At 66.0% G+C, this 14,850-nt stretch carries 15 protein-coding genes; 10 read left to right on the top strand and 5 right to left on the bottom strand.

Annotated features, from left to right (window positions below):
- Window positions 1-46: 46 nt before the first annotated feature.
- The 5 genes from dgcB (at window position 47) to GA645_RS27665 (ending at window position 5,135) form a co-directional block, all read left to right on the top strand.
- Window positions 47-2,014, top strand: a complete 1,968-nt coding sequence (gene dgcB, locus GA645_RS27685) for a dimethylglycine demethylation protein DgcB (RefSeq protein ID WP_152227437.1) — start codon at window positions 47-49, stop codon at window positions 2,012-2,014.
- A 148-nt stretch (window positions 2,015-2,162) separates the two neighbouring features.
- The gene (locus GA645_RS27680; RefSeq protein WP_152227435.1) at window positions 2,163-3,395 is read left to right on the top strand and encodes an electron transfer flavoprotein subunit alpha/FixB family protein; all 1,233 of its coding nucleotides are present in this window, start codon (window positions 2,163-2,165) and stop codon (window positions 3,393-3,395) included.
- Window positions 3,396-3,513: 118 nt separating this feature from the next.
- Window positions 3,514-4,290, top strand: coding sequence for an electron transfer flavoprotein subunit beta (locus GA645_RS27675; protein ID WP_152227433.1), 777 nt, complete (start codon window positions 3,514-3,516; stop codon window positions 4,288-4,290).
- Between the two features lie 318 nt (window positions 4,291-4,608).
- On the top strand, window positions 4,609-4,839 hold the full coding sequence (locus GA645_RS27670) for a hypothetical protein (RefSeq protein ID WP_152227431.1): 231 nt from the start codon (window positions 4,609-4,611) through the stop codon (window positions 4,837-4,839).
- On the top strand, window positions 4,836-5,135 hold the full coding sequence (locus GA645_RS27665; RefSeq protein ID WP_152227429.1) for a cell division protein ZapA: 300 nt from the start codon (window positions 4,836-4,838) through the stop codon (window positions 5,133-5,135). Before GA645_RS27670 ends, GA645_RS27665 begins: the two co-directional genes overlap by 4 nt.
- Before the next feature lie 435 nt (window positions 5,136-5,570).
- Here the strand turns inward: GA645_RS27665 and aspA are convergent, their stop codons facing one another.
- Window positions 5,571-6,995, bottom strand: a complete 1,425-nt coding sequence (gene aspA / locus GA645_RS27660) for an aspartate ammonia-lyase (RefSeq protein WP_152227427.1) — start codon at window positions 6,993-6,995, stop codon at window positions 5,571-5,573.
- A 212-nt stretch (window positions 6,996-7,207) separates the two neighbouring features.
- Here aspA and GA645_RS27655 point away from each other — a divergent pair, with 212 nt between their 5' ends.
- Window positions 7,208-8,122 (top strand): LysR substrate-binding domain-containing protein, encoded by a 915-nt coding sequence (locus GA645_RS27655; protein ID WP_152227425.1) that lies wholly within the window; start codon window positions 7,208-7,210, stop codon window positions 8,120-8,122.
- A 166-nt stretch (window positions 8,123-8,288) separates the two neighbouring features.
- Here the strand turns inward: GA645_RS27655 and adhP are convergent, their stop codons facing one another.
- Complete coding sequence (adhP, locus tag GA645_RS27650; RefSeq protein WP_152228341.1) at window positions 8,289-9,317, bottom strand: alcohol dehydrogenase AdhP; 1,029 nt, start codon at window positions 9,315-9,317, stop codon at window positions 8,289-8,291.
- Between the two features lie 322 nt (window positions 9,318-9,639).
- On the opposite strand from adhP, the gene purE reads away from it, so the two are divergent.
- The 4 genes from purE to GA645_RS27625 all read left to right on the top strand — a co-directional run bounded on the left by purE (window position 9,640) and on the right by GA645_RS27625 (window position 12,348).
- Window positions 9,640-10,131, top strand: a complete 492-nt coding sequence (gene purE, locus GA645_RS27640) for a 5-(carboxyamino)imidazole ribonucleotide mutase (RefSeq protein ID WP_152227423.1) — start codon at window positions 9,640-9,642, stop codon at window positions 10,129-10,131.
- A gap of 57 nt (window positions 10,132-10,188) precedes the next feature.
- Window positions 10,189-11,274 (top strand): 5-(carboxyamino)imidazole ribonucleotide synthase, encoded by a 1,086-nt coding sequence (locus tag GA645_RS27635; RefSeq protein ID WP_152227417.1) that lies wholly within the window; start codon window positions 10,189-10,191, stop codon window positions 11,272-11,274.
- A gap of 201 nt (window positions 11,275-11,475) precedes the next feature.
- On the top strand, window positions 11,476-11,721 hold the full coding sequence (locus GA645_RS27630; protein ID WP_152227415.1) for a GlsB/YeaQ/YmgE family stress response membrane protein: 246 nt from the start codon (window positions 11,476-11,478) through the stop codon (window positions 11,719-11,721).
- Window positions 11,722-11,805: 84 nt separating this feature from the next.
- Window positions 11,806-12,348 (top strand): DUF3299 domain-containing protein, encoded by a 543-nt coding sequence (locus tag GA645_RS27625; protein ID WP_152227412.1) that lies wholly within the window; start codon window positions 11,806-11,808, stop codon window positions 12,346-12,348.
- Window positions 12,349-12,599: 251 nt separating this feature from the next.
- Here the strand turns inward: GA645_RS27625 and GA645_RS27620 are convergent, their stop codons facing one another.
- The 3 genes from GA645_RS27620 to GA645_RS27610 form a co-directional block, all read right to left on the bottom strand.
- The gene (locus GA645_RS27620; RefSeq protein WP_152227411.1) at window positions 12,600-13,511 is read right to left on the bottom strand and encodes a D-hexose-6-phosphate mutarotase; all 912 of its coding nucleotides are present in this window, start codon (window positions 13,509-13,511) and stop codon (window positions 12,600-12,602) included.
- Window positions 13,512-13,592: 81 nt separating this feature from the next.
- A complete protein-coding gene (locus GA645_RS27615) occupies window positions 13,593-14,273 on the bottom strand; it encodes a GNAT family N-acetyltransferase (RefSeq protein WP_152227409.1) in 681 nt (226 codons plus the stop codon).
- 13 nt (window positions 14,274-14,286) lie between these two features.
- Window positions 14,287-14,736, bottom strand: a complete 450-nt coding sequence (locus GA645_RS27610; RefSeq protein WP_152227408.1) for a GNAT family N-acetyltransferase — start codon at window positions 14,734-14,736, stop codon at window positions 14,287-14,289.
- Window positions 14,737-14,850 lie beyond the last annotated feature (114 nt).

Here is a 14,850-nt window from a genome sequence, read left to right as displayed (position 1 = left end):
CTACGAGTCCTTTCCGCGTTCATCCGGTCCCGTAGGGAGACCAGAAATGCTCAACATCATCCTCCCCATCCTGCTCTTCAGCGCCCTCGGCCTTGCCGTGCTGGGCGCCGTGAAGCGCTTCTCGATGTGGCGCCGTGGCCGGCCCGCCCAGGTCGACTGGATCGGTGGCCTGCTGAAGATGCCGCGCCGCTACCTGGTGGACCTGCACCACGTGGTCGAGCGCGACAAGTACATGTCCAAGACCCACGTGGCCACCGCCGGCGGCTTCGTCGCCGCCGCGCTGCTGGCCATCCTGGTGCACGGTTTCGGCCTGCACAGCCGTATCCTCGGCTTCGCCCTGCTGGCCGCCACCGCGCTGATGTTCTGTGGCGCGCTGTTCGTCGCCAAGCGTCGTCTCGACCCGCCGGCGCGGCTGTCGAAAGGCCCGTGGATGCGTCTGCCGAAAAGCCTGCTGATGTTCTCGGCGAGCTTCTTCATCGCCACCCTGCCGGTGGCCGGCATCCTGCCGGAAGGCTTCGGCGGCTGGTTCCTCGCGGCGATCCTCGCCATTGGCGTGGCCTGGGGCGTGTCCGAGCTGTTCTTCGGCATGACCTGGGGCGGCCCGATGAAGCACGCCTTCGCCGGTGCCCTGCACCTGGCCTGGCACCGCCGCGCCGAGCGCTTCGGTGGCGGCCGTTCCACCGGCCTGAAGCCGCTGGACCTGGCCGACCCCATGGCGCCGCTGGGCGTCGAGAAGCCCACTGATTTCACCTGGAACCAGCTGCTCGGCTTCGACGCCTGTGTGCAGTGCGGCAAGTGCGAGGCCATGTGCCCGGCCTTCGCCGCCGGCCAGCCGCTGAACCCGAAGAAGCTGATCCAGGACATGGTCATCGGCCTGGCCGGTGGCAGCGACGCCAACTTCGCCGGCAGCCCGTACCCTGGCAAACCGCTGGGCGAACACAGCGGCGGCCCGCACCAGCCGATCGTCGCGCTGGACGGCAAGGCCCTGGTGGACGCCGAGACCCTCTGGTCCTGCACCACCTGCCGCGCCTGCGTCGAGGAGTGCCCGATGATGATCGAGCACGTCGATGCCATCGTCGACATGCGCCGCCACCTCACCCTGGAGAAGGGCGCGACCCCGAACAAGGGCGCCGAGGTGCTGGAAAACCTCATCGCCACCGACAACCCCGGCGGCTTCGCCCCCGGCGGCCGGCTGAACTGGGCGGCGGACCTGAACCTCCCGCTGCTGGCCGACAAGCAGCAGGCCGACGTGCTGTTCTGGGTGGGCGACGGTGCCTTCGACATGCGCAACCAGCGCACCCTGCGCGCCTTCGTGAAGATCCTCAAGGCCGCCAACGTCGACTTCGCCGTGCTCGGCCTGGAAGAGCGCGACAGCGGCGACGTGGCTCGCCGCCTGGGTGACGAGGCGACCTTCCAGACCCTGGCCAAGCGCAACATCGCCACCCTGTCCAAGTATCGCTTCAAACGCATCGTCAGCTGCGACCCGCACAGCTTCCACGTGCTGAAGAACGAGTACGGCGCGCTGGGCGGCAATTACCAGGTACTGCACCACACCACCTTCATCGACGAGCTGGTGCAGAAGGGTTCGCTGAACCTCGGCCAGAGCAAGGCCGACAGCGTCACCTACCACGACCCGTGCTACCTCGGCCGCTACAACGGCGAGTACGAAGCGCCGCGCAACGTGCTCAAGGCCATCGGCATCCAGGTCAAGGAAATGGAACGCTCCGGCTTCCGCTCGCGCTGCTGCGGCGGTGGCGGCGGCGCGCCGATCACCGACATCCCCGGCAAGCAGCGGATTCCCGACATGCGCATGGTCGACATCAAGGAAACCGGCGCCGAGCTGGTAGCCGTGGGCTGCCCGCAATGCACCGCGATGCTCGAAGGCGTGGTCGCCCCGCGCCCGGAGATCAAGGACATTGCCGAACTGGTCGCCGAGGTCCTCATCGAGGCCACCGAGGTGGCGGCAAAAAAGCCGTCGCTGGCCAAGCGTGACGAAATGGCGGAGGTGCACTGATGAATCTCCAGACTCATACGCAGCACGGGCCTGTAGGAGCGAGCTTGCTCGCGAACCGCCCCAACTTCGGTGCTGACCCGTTCACGAGCAATAACGAGGGCGTCCCCCTCGCTCCTACGAAGAGCACCTTCGCGCTGGAGGTCCAGTCATGAGCGACATCATCCGCCGCGATCCCCGCGTCGAGTGGATCGCCCGCAACCGCCTGCATCCGCTGCACGCGGCCATGCAGTCCGCCCAGGGCGGCGAGAGCCGCTGGATGGGCCCCAACGGAGTAATCCGCAAGAATCCCCATGCGGTCGGATTCATCGGGCCCAATGGCGTCAAGCGCATCGATCGTTCCGGTGGCCAGCAAGGCACCGGCGGCAAGCGCAGCAGCACGCCGGAAGTGGTCCAGCTGCCGCTGGTGATGATCGAGCAACCGGCCTTCCTCATCGCCGTGGTGCCGGACATGGTCGGCGGCCGTCTCTCCAGCCACGACCGCGACCTGCTGGGCCTGGCCCGCAAGCTCGCCGGCAGCGACGGCGCAGTGCTGGCCGTGGTGTTCGGCGAGCACAAGGAAACCGCCTTCGAGACCGCCGGCGTCGACCGCCTGCTGCAAATCGAAGGCAACGAATACGACGGCTACGCCCCGGAACAACGGGTGCTGGCGCTGCGTTCGGCGAACAGCCAGTTTGCTCCGCGTCACTGGCTGCTGCCCGACAGTCGCACCGGTGGCGGCGAGCTTGGCCGTCGCCTGGCGGCAAGCCTGGGGGAGCGCCCGGCGACCCGCGTCTGGCAGGCCGAGGGCGAGCGTTGCGTCGGTCGCGCCGGTGCCGGCCAGCAGGACCTGCACCGCGACCTGCCGCGCCTGATCCTGGCCGCAGCCGAATGCGCCGAGCCGATCAGCGAGACCCGTCACGAAGCGCGGGCCGTCGAACTGGACAGCAACGTCGCCCGCAACCTGCCGCGCATCGAGGACCTGGGCCCGGTGGCCGTGGACCCGGCGCAGATTCCCATGGCCGAGGCGGAGTTCATCCTCTCCGGCGGCAACGGCGTCAAGGACTGGGACCTGTTCCACGCCGCCGCCGTTGCCCTGGGCGCCACCGAAGGCGCCTCCCGCGTGGCGGTGGACGACGGCCACATGCCGCGTGCCCGTCAGGTCGGCGCCACCGGCACCTGGGTCACCGCGCGGGTCTACCTCGCGGTGGGCATCTCCGGGGCGATCCAGCACCTGCAGGGCATCGGTTCCTGCGACAAGGTGGTGGCGATCAACATGGACCCGGGCTGCGACATGATCAAACGCGCTGACCTTTCGGTGATCGGCGACTCCACCGCGATCCTCAAGGCGCTGATCGAACTGGCCGAGGCCCATCGCAACGGAGCGGCGCGTGATGCGGCCTGAGTCTATTTCCCTGGGTCCCCGCGTGCGCGGGGATGACGGTTCGTGCGTCCTGCAGTTCTTTGCCCACGTCATTCCCGCGAACGCGGGAACCCAATAAACGCGGTATGTGAGATCGATCATGAACGACCTGAACATCGTCACCCTGGTCTCCATCGGCGCCCACCCGGCCTCCGGCCGTGCGCGCCGTGCCGAGCAGGATGCCCGCGCGGTGGAGCTCGGCCTGCGCCTGGCGGGCAAGCGCCTGCGCGTGGTGCACGCCGGCAATGCCGAGGAAGAGGCACTGCGCGGCTACCTTGGCATGGGCCTGGACGAGCTGGCGGTGCTGGAACAACCCGATGGGGCTGACGCCCTGCCGCCCTTGGCCGCCTACCTGGCCGACAGCGACGCCCAGCTGGTGCTGACCGGCACCCAGGCGGAAACCGGCGAAGGCTCCGGCATGCTGCCCTTCCTGCTCGCCGAACGCCTCGGCTGGCCGCTGGTGGTGGGGCTCGCGGAAGTGGAAAAAGTGGAGAACGGCAGCGCCCAGGTATTGCAGGCATTGCCCCGTGGCCAACGGCGCCGGCTGAAGGTGCGCCTGCCCTTCGTCGCCAGCGTCGACAACGCTGCGCCGGTTGCCCGGCAAAGCGCCTTCGGTCCGGCTCGTCGTGGCTACCTGGAAGCCTCCGAGGTGGAGGTGGTGGACGACCCGCTGCTCGCCGAGGGCAACCTGCAACCGGCACGCCCGCGTCCCAAGCGCCTGAAAGTGATCAAGGCCAAGACCGGCGCCGAGCGGATGAAGGCCGCCACCGCCAAGGCTTCCGGCGGCACCGGCCAGGTGCTCAAGGACCTGTCGCCCGAGGCGGGGGCCGAGGCGATCTTCAAGCTGTTGCGCGAGGAAGGCGTCATTCGCGTCTGACTGCGCCGAACCGCTCTTCGTAGGAGCGAGCTTGCTCGCGAACCGCCCACTACTGGCGCGCCCCTTTCGCGAGCAAGTTCGCTCCTGCAAAAAAGCCTCCGTGCGTGGGTGGGAATTTTCCGTAGGTGCGGACTTTGTCTGCGATTTTCCGGTCCAAATCGCAGGTCAAGCGGGAAATCATTGAAATAGCTCGAGAATTACACCGTAAGCTATTGAATTGACAGCATACGGCTTGTCCGAAGATCGCCGGTTTCGCTGGCCCCGCGGCGCCCCTTTCTTTATCCTCCGCACCCTTTGAAAGGCTTTGCGGAGGCTCCCATGCTCGATTCCACCCTCGAACAACTTGAACAGCTGGTTGCTGAATTGCTGCAGCAGAACGACGTGCTGGTGCAGGACAACGCCCAGGTGCGTGAAGAGCTGCTCAAGGCCCGTGAGGAAAACGACAGCCTGCAACTGTCCCTCATGGAGCAGGAAGAGAAGCACAACGCGACCGCCACCCGCCTGCAGGCGCTGATCCGCCGCGTCAGCGACAGCCGCGCCCAGGCATGAGTGGCGACGGCGTCCGCGTCCTGCGCATTCTGGGACGCGAATACAGCGTCCGAGCGCCGGCCGGTGAAGAGCGCCGGCTGCAGGACGCGGCCGCGCTTTTGCAGGCGGAAATCGCCGCCAGCAAGAAGAAATTCCCCTACGTCACCAGCAATGAATTGATGGTGCTCTCCGCACTCAACCTCTGCGCCCGCCAGCTCGGCGCGCAGCAGGACGAGGAGTGCGACGAGGCGGACGCCGAAACGCGTATCGCCGCCCTCAACCGCCGGATTCTCGATCACCTGCAGCGGCAGGATTGATCCCGAGCGTCTCTTCTCGCAAACCATGTCAATTGCGGACTGAAGTCTGCTCCTTCGTTGTTTTCTGGGTCCCCGCGTTCGCGGGGATGACGTGTGCGGGGGATTGCGCATAACACCGTCACTCCCGCGAACGCGGGAGCCCAATAGACAGTTGCTCCTACGAAACCTGAACCTGCGTAGGAGCGGACTCCGTCCGCGATGTTTTTGGCGTGCCCGTATCACAGGCGAAAAAAAAGGGACACCGGGTAAGCGGTGTCCCTTCGAATGGAGAGTGGGCCAAGAGGCCCCTCAACCGGTGAGACGTGGCGCGGCGGGTAAAAATCCCGTGGCGCCGGGTATAAAAGAAGGGATCGGGGGTAACCAATCCCTGAATGGTGAGGAAGGAGTGCTCCCCCTCAACCGGTGAGACGTGCCCGGCTCGCGCCGGGCGGATGATCAGGCGCGCAGCGGAATCAGGCGCGGGGCGATCATGTTTTCCGGCTTCAGGATGTCGGCCAGGGTGTCCTCGTCCAGCAGCTTCTCCTCGCGTACCAGTTCCAGGACGCCACGGCCGGTTTCCAGCGCGATCTTGGCGATGCGGGTGGCGTTCTCGTAGCCGATGTAGGGGTTCAGCGCGGTCACCAGGCCGATGCTGTGCTCCACCAACTGGTGGCAGCGCTCGACGTTGGCGGTGATGCCGGTGATGCAATGCTCGCGCAGCATGTCCATGGCGCGCTGGAGCAGGCGGATCGAGTCGAGAACCTTGTAGGCGATCAGCGGTTCCATCACGTTCAGCTGCAGCTGGCCGCCTTCGGCAGCGATGGTCAGCGCCAGGTCGTTGCCCATGATTTCGAAGGCGCACATGTTCACGGCCTCCGGGATCACCGGGTTGACCTTGCCCGGCATGATCGAGCTGCCCGGCTGGCGAGCCGGCAGGTTGATCTCGTTGATGCCGGTGCGCGGGCCGCTGGACAGCAGGCGCAGGTCGTTGCAGATCTTCGACAGCTTGACCGCGGTACGCTTGAGCATGCCGGAGAACAGCACGAAGGCGCCCATGTCGGAGGTGGCTTCGATCAGGTCGGCGGCCGGGACGACCGGCTGGCCACTGATGGCTGCCAGGCGCTCGACGGCCAGCTTCTGGTAGCCGGGGTCAGCGTTGATGCCGGTGCCGATGGCGGTGCCGCCGAGGTTTACTTCGGTCAGCAGTTCCGGCGCCAGGCGACGCAGGCGGTCGAGGTCTTCGCCCAGGGTGGTGGCGAAGGCTTTGAATTCCTGGCCGAGGGTCATCGGCACAGCGTCCTGCAGCTGGGTACGGCCCATCTTCAGTACGCTGGCGAACTCGACGCCCTTGGCGGCGAAGGCCTGGATCAGGCTGTCGAGGCTGGCCAGCAGGGTGTCGTGGCCGAGCAGCAGGCCCAGGCGGATGGCGGTCGGGTAGGCGTCGTTGGTCGACTGCGCCATGTTCACATCGTTGTTCGGATGCAGGTACTTGTACTCACCCTTGGCGTGGCCCATGGCTTCGAGCGCGATGTTCGCGATGACTTCGTTCGCGTTCATGTTGGTCGAGGTGCCGGCGCCACCCTGGATCATGTCCACCACGAACTGGTCGTGGAAATCGCCACGGATCAGGCGGGCACAGGCCTCGCTGATGGCGGCGTGTTTCTCGGTCGACAGGTGGCCGAGCTGGTGGTTGGCATCGGCTGCCGCCTGCTTGACCATCGCCAGGCCGACTACCAGCTTCGGGTAGTGCGACAGCGGCACGCCCGAGAGGCGGAAGTTGTTCACAGCGCGCAGGGTCTGAATGCCGTAGTAGGCGTCAGAAGGTACTTCGAGGGTGCCGAGGAGGTCTTTCTCGATGCGGAACGATGCAACAGGGGACATGACGGGGATTGTCTCAGAGAAACACGGCCAGTGCCGCGATGCCCGGTAGACTAGGCATTTCGCCGATCGTCGGCCAATGCTGTTAAAAGCTGCCTCATGCACAAACGGCATAATGTACCCTGTGACGAAATGGTGACGGCAAGCGTATGGCTGTGTTACGCGCGTCCGGCTCCTGACCAATCGATCAAGCGCTGCGCCGCGCTGGAGATGACGTGAACCTCGAAACCAAATGGCTGGAAGACTTCAGCACCCTGGCCACCACCCGCAGCTTTTCCCAGGCCGCCGAGAAGCGCTTCGTCACCCAGCCGGCCTTCAGCCGGCGCATCCGCAGCCTGGAGGATGCCCTGGGCCTGACGCTGGTGAACCGCCAGCGCACGCCCATCGAGCTGACCGAGGCCGGCCAGCTGTTCCTGGTCACCGCGCGCGCCGTGGTCGAGCAGCTCGGCCAGGTGGTGCGCCACCTGCACCACCTGGAAGGCGGGCAGGGCGAAGTGCTGCAGTTCGCCGCCGCCCACTCCCTGGCGCTGGGCTTCTTCCCGGCGTGGATCTCGCGCTTGCGCTCCGAGGGCCTGAACATCGCCAGCCGCCTGGTGGCGACCAACGTTGGCGAGGCGGTGCACCTGCTGCGTGAAGGCGGCTGCGACCTGATGCTGGCGTTCTATGACCCGGATGCCGCGTTGCAGATGGATCCCGAGGTTTTCCCTTCGCTGCACATGGGGCGCACCGAGATGCTCCCGGTCTGCGCGGTGAACTCCGCCGGCGTGCCGCTGTACGACCTGGACAGCGGCCAGAGCGTGCCATTGCTGGCCTATAGCGCCGGCGCATTCCTCGGTCGCGGGGTCAACCTGCTGCTGCGCCAGCGCAACCTGCGCTACACCACTGTTTATGAAACGGCGATGGCCGACAGCCTCAAGAGCATGGCCCTGCAGGGCATCGGCGTGGCCTGGGTGCCGCGCCTGAGCATGGAGGCGGAGCTGGCACGCGGCGAGCTGGCGGTGTGCGGCGGCCCGCACTGGATCGTGCCGCAGGAAATCCGCCTGTACCGTTGCGCCCTGGTGCGCAAGGCGCAGATCCGCCTGCTGTGGCGCAAGCTGGAAGGCGGCATGGGGACCGACGAGAACCTCTGAGACGCTGTTTCGCCCTGCGTTCCTGACCTCGGCATGCAGTGCTTTCGTAGGAGCGGGCCATGCCCGCGAAGGCGCAAAACGCTGGCCTTGCGGCCGGATCGCGGGCATGGCCCGCTTCTACAGGTGGAGGATAGGCGCGGGACGGGAGCCGCCCCGCGCAATGGGCTTACATCTCGACGACGATCCGTCCTTCGATCTGCCCGGCGCGCATCCGGTCGAGGATGGCATTGATGTCATCCAGCTTGCCGGCGCTGACGGTGGCCTTCACCAAGCCTTCACCTGCGAAGTCCAGGGCTTCCTGCAGGTCTGCACGGGTGCCGACGATGGAGCCGGTGATGTGGAGGCCCTTGAGCACCACGTCGAAGATCGGCGTGGGGAAGTCGCCCGGCGGCAGGCCGACCAGCGAGACGGTGCCGCCCCGGCGGGCCATGCCGATGCCCTGGCCGAAGGCGCTGTTGGAGACGGCCGTCACCAGCACGCCGTGGGCGCCGCCGATATCGCGCTGCACCACGTGTACCGGATCTTCCTTCTTCGCGTTGATGGTCAGCTTGGCGCCGAGGCTCCTGGCCAGTTCCAGCTTGGCGTCGTCCACATCGACCGCCACCACGTGCAGACCCATGGCCTTGGCGTATTGCACGGCCACGTGGCCGAGCCCGCCGATTCCGGAAATTGCCACCCATTGGCCGGGGCGCGCCTGGGTTTCCTTCAGGCCCTTGTAGACGGTGACGCCCGCGCAGAGGATCGGTGCGATCTCGGTGAAGCCGACATTTTTCGGCAGGATGCCGACAAAGTTCGGGTCTGCCAGCACATATTCGGCGTAGCCGCCGTTCACCGAGTAGCCGGTGTTCTGCTGGTGCTCGCAGAGGGTTTCCCAGCCGGTCAGGCAGTGTTCGCAGCAGCCGCAGGCGGTATACAGCCAGGGCACGCCTACGCGGTCGCCTTCCTTGACGCGGGTGACGCCGGGGCCGACCGCTGCGACGAAACCGACGCCTTCATGGCCGGGAATGAAAGGCAGGCTCGGCTTCACCGGCCAGTCGCCTTCGGCGGCGTGCAGGTCGGTGTGGCAGACGCCGGAGGCCTCGATCTTCACCAGGATCTGCCCGGGGCCGGGCAGCGGGACTTTGACTTCCTCGATCCGCAGTGGCTCGCCAAAGGCGTGGACGACGGCGGCTTTCATGGTCGTGGGCAGGGTCATGGACATTGCGCTCGCTCCTTGAAGGGTGAGGGGCCTGCCCCATCCGGGCAGGAAGGTGTCAGAAGAGTCTGAGCCTCTGAGCCTAGGCCACCTTGAGCTGAAGCAAGCTTTTCCGAAGTCGTCAGGCACGTCGGTAGGGGGAAATGACGAAATCGGGACAGACGGTCACGGCAGGTGCACCCCGGTGCGCCCTTTGCGGTATACTGCGCCGCCTTCAAGCCGGCACTGCCCGCCGGTTTGGCCACGTACAAGCCACGCCTCCGACGAGCGTGGCTTGTTGGTTTCTGACGCGCACAAGAGCGCACTTGAGAGAGGCACGACGATGAGCGCACTGGTTGGCGTGATCATGGGTTCCAAATCCGACTGGAGCACCCTGAGCCACACCGCGGACATGCTGGACAAGCTCGGCATTCCGTACGAAGTGAAGGTGGTTTCCGCCCACCGCACCCCGGACCTGCTGTTCCAGTACGCCGAAGAGGCCGACGGCCGCGGCATCGAAGTGATCATCGCCGGTGCCGGCGGTGCCGCCCACCTGCCGGGCATGTGCGCCGCCAAGACCCACCTGCCGGTGCTCGGTGTGCCGGTGCAGTCCTCCATGCTCTCGGGCGTCGATTCGCTGCTGTCCATCGTGCAGATGCCCGCTGGCGTCCCGGTCGCCACCCTGGCCATCGGCAAGGCCGGCGCCACCAACGCAGCATTGCTGGCCGCCAGCATCCTGGGCGGTAAGTACCCGAAGTATCACGAAGCGCTGAAAGAGTTCCGTGCCATCCAGACCGAAACGGTCCTGGACAACCCGGACCCGCGCGACGCGTGAGCAATAGGGCGCCTGCGCGGCGCCCCCGAACAGTGTCAGCAAGCACAGGCTCGAACCATGAAAATCGGTGTCATCGGTGGCGGTCAGCTCGGCCGCATGTTGTCCCTGGCGGGTACTCCGCTGGGCATGAACTTCGCCTTCCTCGATCCGGCGCCGGACGCCTGCGCGCAAGCGCTGGGCGAACATATCCGCGCCGATTACAGCGACCAGGAACACCTGCGTCAGCTGGCCGATGAAGTCGACCTGGTGACCTTCGAGTTCGAGAGCGTGCCGGCCGAGACCGTGGCCTTCCTCTCGCAGTTCGTGCCGGTCTACCCGAATGCCCAGTCGCTGCGCATCGCCCGCGACCGCTGGTTCGAGAAGTCCATGTTCAAGGACCTGGGCATCCCGACCCCGGCCTTCGCCGACGTGCAGTCCCAGGCCGACCTCGAGGCCGCGGTGGCCAGCATCGGCCTGCCGGCCGTGATGAAGACCCGCACCCTGGGCTACGACGGCAAGGGCCAGAAGGTCCTGCGCAAGCCCGAGGACGTGATCGGCGCCTTCGCCGAACTCGGCAGCGTGCCCTGCATCCTCGAAGGTTTCGTGCCTTTCACCGGCGAAGTCTCGCTGGTGGCGGTGCGTGCCCGCGACGGTGAAACCCGCTTCTACCCGCTGGTGCACAACACCCACGAGAACGGCATCCTGCGCCTCTCCGTGGCCAGCACGGACCATCCGCTGCAGGCGCTGGCCGAAGACTACGTCGGTCGCGTGCTGGACAAGCTGGAATACGTTGGCGTGATGGCGTTCGAGTTCTTCGAAGTCGACGGTGGCCTGAAGGCCAACGAGATCGCTCCGCGCGTGCACAACTCCGGTCACTGGACCATCGAGGGCGCGCAGTGCAGCCAGTTCGAGAACCACGTACGGGCCATCGCCGGTCTGCCGCTGGGCTCGACCGCGAAAGTGGGCGAGAGCGCCATGCTCAATTTCATCGGCGAGGTGCCGCCAGTGTCTGACGTGCTGAACATCGCCGACTGCCACCTGCACCACTACGGCAAGGCCTTCAAGGCCGGGCGCAAGGTTGGCCACGCCACCCTGCGCAGTGCCGATCTGCCGACCCTGCAGGCGCGCATCGCCGAGGTCGAGGCACTGATCGCCAAGGCCTGACGGTCCGCCGGGCAAGGTGCTTGAGAGAGAGCCGCGTCAATCACTGACGCGGCTTTTTTCTGCCTGTTTTCCATACTGGCGTAACGCTCACGAAACACTCGCAGTCGCTCTGGCGCGCGGCTGAACACGGAACGCCAGGCTTTCCTACACTGTCTGATGACCGGCGCGCATTCTCCGCGCTCAATCCACAAGGAGATCGTCATGGGCTTCATCGGAACCATCGTCATCGGCCTGATCGTCGGACTCGTCGCACGCTTCATCAAGCCGGGCGACGACAGCATGGGCTGGATCATGACCATCCTGATCGGCATCGGCGGCTCGCTGTTGGCCACCTATGGCGGTCAGGTACTGGGCATCTACGCCGCGGGGCAGGCCGCGGGTTTCATCGGCGCAGTGATCGGCGCCATCGTCCTGCTGGTCATTTACGGTCTGATCAAGAAGAATTGACGGTGATTTCCAGCCCTCTCCCGCGATGGGAGAGGGCGCTGGAACAACCCCCGCTTTTGCCCGACCGGGCCTTTCGAGTCCACGATGCGCCGTACATTGCTTGCCTGCAGCCTGATGCTGCTGACTTCCCTGGCATCCGCCGCCGACCTTCCCGAAACCGACTGGCTGTCCCTGATGCCGCCGAGCGACCGCAAGGCGCTGGAAGACATGCCGGAAATCACCCACAACGGCCCCGAGGCCAACGGCACCTTTACCAACAAGGGCGGCCTGAAGCAGGCCGACAAGAAGCTGCCGCCGGTGATGTACTCGACCAAGACGGTCGCCGCGCTCAATGGCAAGGCATTGCGCCTGGGCGGCTACCCGGTGCCGCTGGAAAACGACGCCAAGGGCCGCGTCACCGAGTTCTTCCTGGTGCCCTATCCGGGGGCCTGCATCCACGTGCCGCCACCGCCGCCGAACCAGATCGTCCTGGTGCGCTACCCCAAGGGCATCAAGATCGCCGATATCTACAGCCCGATCTGGGTTACCGGCACTCTGAAGATCGAGAAGGTCAGCAATGAAATGGCCGACGCGGCCTATGCCATCGACGACGCCAAAGTGCGGCCGGTGGAGGAGAGCGATCTGTAAGAGCCGGCTTTTGCAGGAGCAACGGTCTTTTGGGCTCCCGCGTTCGCGGGAGTGACGGTGTTATGCACCGTCCTTCACACACGTCATCCCCGCGAACGCGGGGACCCAGAAACAACGTAGGAGCGGACTCTGTCCGCGATTGGAATGGTGCCGGTGCGCCTTTCGTAGGAGCGAGCTTGCTCGCGAACCTGATCTGGCGCCGGCCTTGCCGACGGATCGCGGACGGAGTCCGCTCCTGCGAAGAGCAGGCCTCAGTCCTTCAGCGGTTCACTCCAGATTTCCACCTTCATCGTCTCGCTTCGTCCCGGCGCGACGCTCATCACGTCGTCCCAGACTCGCGCGGTCTCGATGCAGAGCATGTTCTCCCAGGCATCGTTGGCGAATTGCGACAGGCGCGCGGCCTTGTCGATCCAGGGGTTCCACACCACCGCCGAGCGCGAGCCGCTGGCAAGGATGTGGATACCGCGCTCCCAGAGCGGGTCACGGATCACCAGGGGCTTCTCTACATCCAGGTAGATGCGGTCGGTTTCCCCGGCGATGCGCACCAGACCGTGCTGCTGGCGCTCTTCCCAGTTCTCCAGGGTCTCGATGTAACGGCAGCCCTGCAGGCCGTCGATGCTGATCTCGCGGCTGTTGCTCACCGCGAAGTAGGTGTGCAGCGCCTGGCTGATCGGAAGCGGCTTGTCGCCGAGGTTGTGGGTGGTCATTTCCAGGGTCAGGCGTTCGCCGAAGCGCATCACCAGCTCCAGGCGCGCCGAATGCGGCCAGCCGGGAAGGCCATGGTGGGCGTCGATGCTGAAGTGCACGGCCAGCTCGCCCTGCTCGTCGGCGATGTCGTCCAGTTGCCAGTCCACGGTGCGCACCAGGCCGTGGGCCGGGGCGTTGTTGCCGGTATACGCGGTGCGAACTGCCACCGGGTTGCGTTCCAGGTTGCCGAACCAGGGCCAGCACACCGGCACGCCGCCCCGCTGGGACTGGCCATGGCGGAACTCGGCGGTATCGCTCAGCCACACCAGCGGCGGTTGCTCGTGGGGCTGGTAGCTCAGCAGTTGCGCACCCTGCTGGGCGATCAGGGCTTCACCATGGGCGGTGTGGATGCGCCAGCAGGGCAGTTCGTCGACCTGCACCTGCTCGACGCGAGGGGTCTGGATATCGCTGCTCATGGTGGTCTCCGGGGCTGCGATGGGAAAGAGTCAGTATCACCGATCCTCCGCCCGTCGGGCAGTTCCCGAAGAATGAAAAGATCAGCTCTGGCGCAGGTCCTCCAGACGCTTGCGCTGCCGCCCTGCGCCGTCGTGATTGGCGGTGTCCAACCAGGCCTCGAAGGCCTGCTGGCAGCGCGGCCACTCACTGTCGATGATCGAGAACCAGGCGGTGTCGCGGTTGCGGTCCTTCACCACGGTTGCCTGGCGGAAGGTGCCCTCGAAGGTGAAGCCCAGGCGTTGCGCAGCGCGCATGGAGCGGGCATTGAGCGCATTGCACTTCCATTCCAGGCGCCGGTAGCCCAGTTCGAAGGCCAGCTTGGCCAGCAGGTAGACGGCTTCGGTGGAGGCAGGCGAACGCTGCATCACCCGGCCGTAGGCAATGTGGCCGATCTCGATACTGCCGTCCTTGGGGAAGATCCGCAGGAAGCTGAGCAGGCCAACCGCGCGGCCGCTGATGCGGTCGATCACGGCGAAGAACATCGGATCAGTGCTGGTGGCGTTGCCGGTGAGCCAGGTATCGAACGGCGCGCGCTCGGGGAAGGGGCCATAGGGCAGGTAGTCCCAGAGCAGCGAATCGGAGTCCGGGCCTTGCAGGGCTTCCCACAGATCGTCGCCATGGGCGGCGACATCCAGCGGAACCAGATTGACGTAGCGGCCGGGCAGGGTGCGCTTTTCGGGGCTGGCGGCGGGGCGCCAGTTCAGCAGGGGCTGGTCGTTCATGGGGCGCTCCGGGTCAGATGATCTTGCGGTACTGGACGAAACCGGAGCGGTCGGCGATCCGGTCGTAGAGGAACATGGCGTCGGTGTTGCTCTCGTGGGTCAGCCAGTGCACCCGCGCGGCACCGTTGGCGCGGGCGTCGGCGTAGACGTGCTCGATCAGCGCCGTACCGATGCCGCCGCCACGCTGGCCTTCGGCAACGAACAGGTCCTGCAGGTAGACGTAGTCGCCCTGGGTCCAGCAGGAACGGTGGTAGATGAAGTGCACCATGCCGATGGCCTCGCCGCCCTGCCAGGCTAGGGCGGCGTGCATCGGTTCGGCGGGGTCGAGGAAGCGCTTCCAGGTCACGGCGCTGGTGGCCTCATCGATGGTGGTCTTGTAGAAGCGCTGGTAGCCCTGCCAGAGCGGCAGCCAGGCGGCGTGATCAGCAGCGGTGATCGGGCGGATCTCGACAGCGGAAGTCATAGTGACGGCCTTGTGCGTGTTGGAATGGTTACAGCCTAGGTTGGGAATTGGTTCTACTAAAGAGCCATTCATGGTGAAATCAAGGGAGCCATTGCCGTCCTCCCGGAATCCGCC

It is taken from the genome of Pseudomonas sp. SCB32 (assembly GCF_009189165.1).
Taxonomy (GTDB): Bacteria; Pseudomonadota; Gammaproteobacteria; order Pseudomonadales; family Pseudomonadaceae; genus Pseudomonas.
This window is presented reverse-complemented; position numbering and strand designations above follow the sequence as displayed.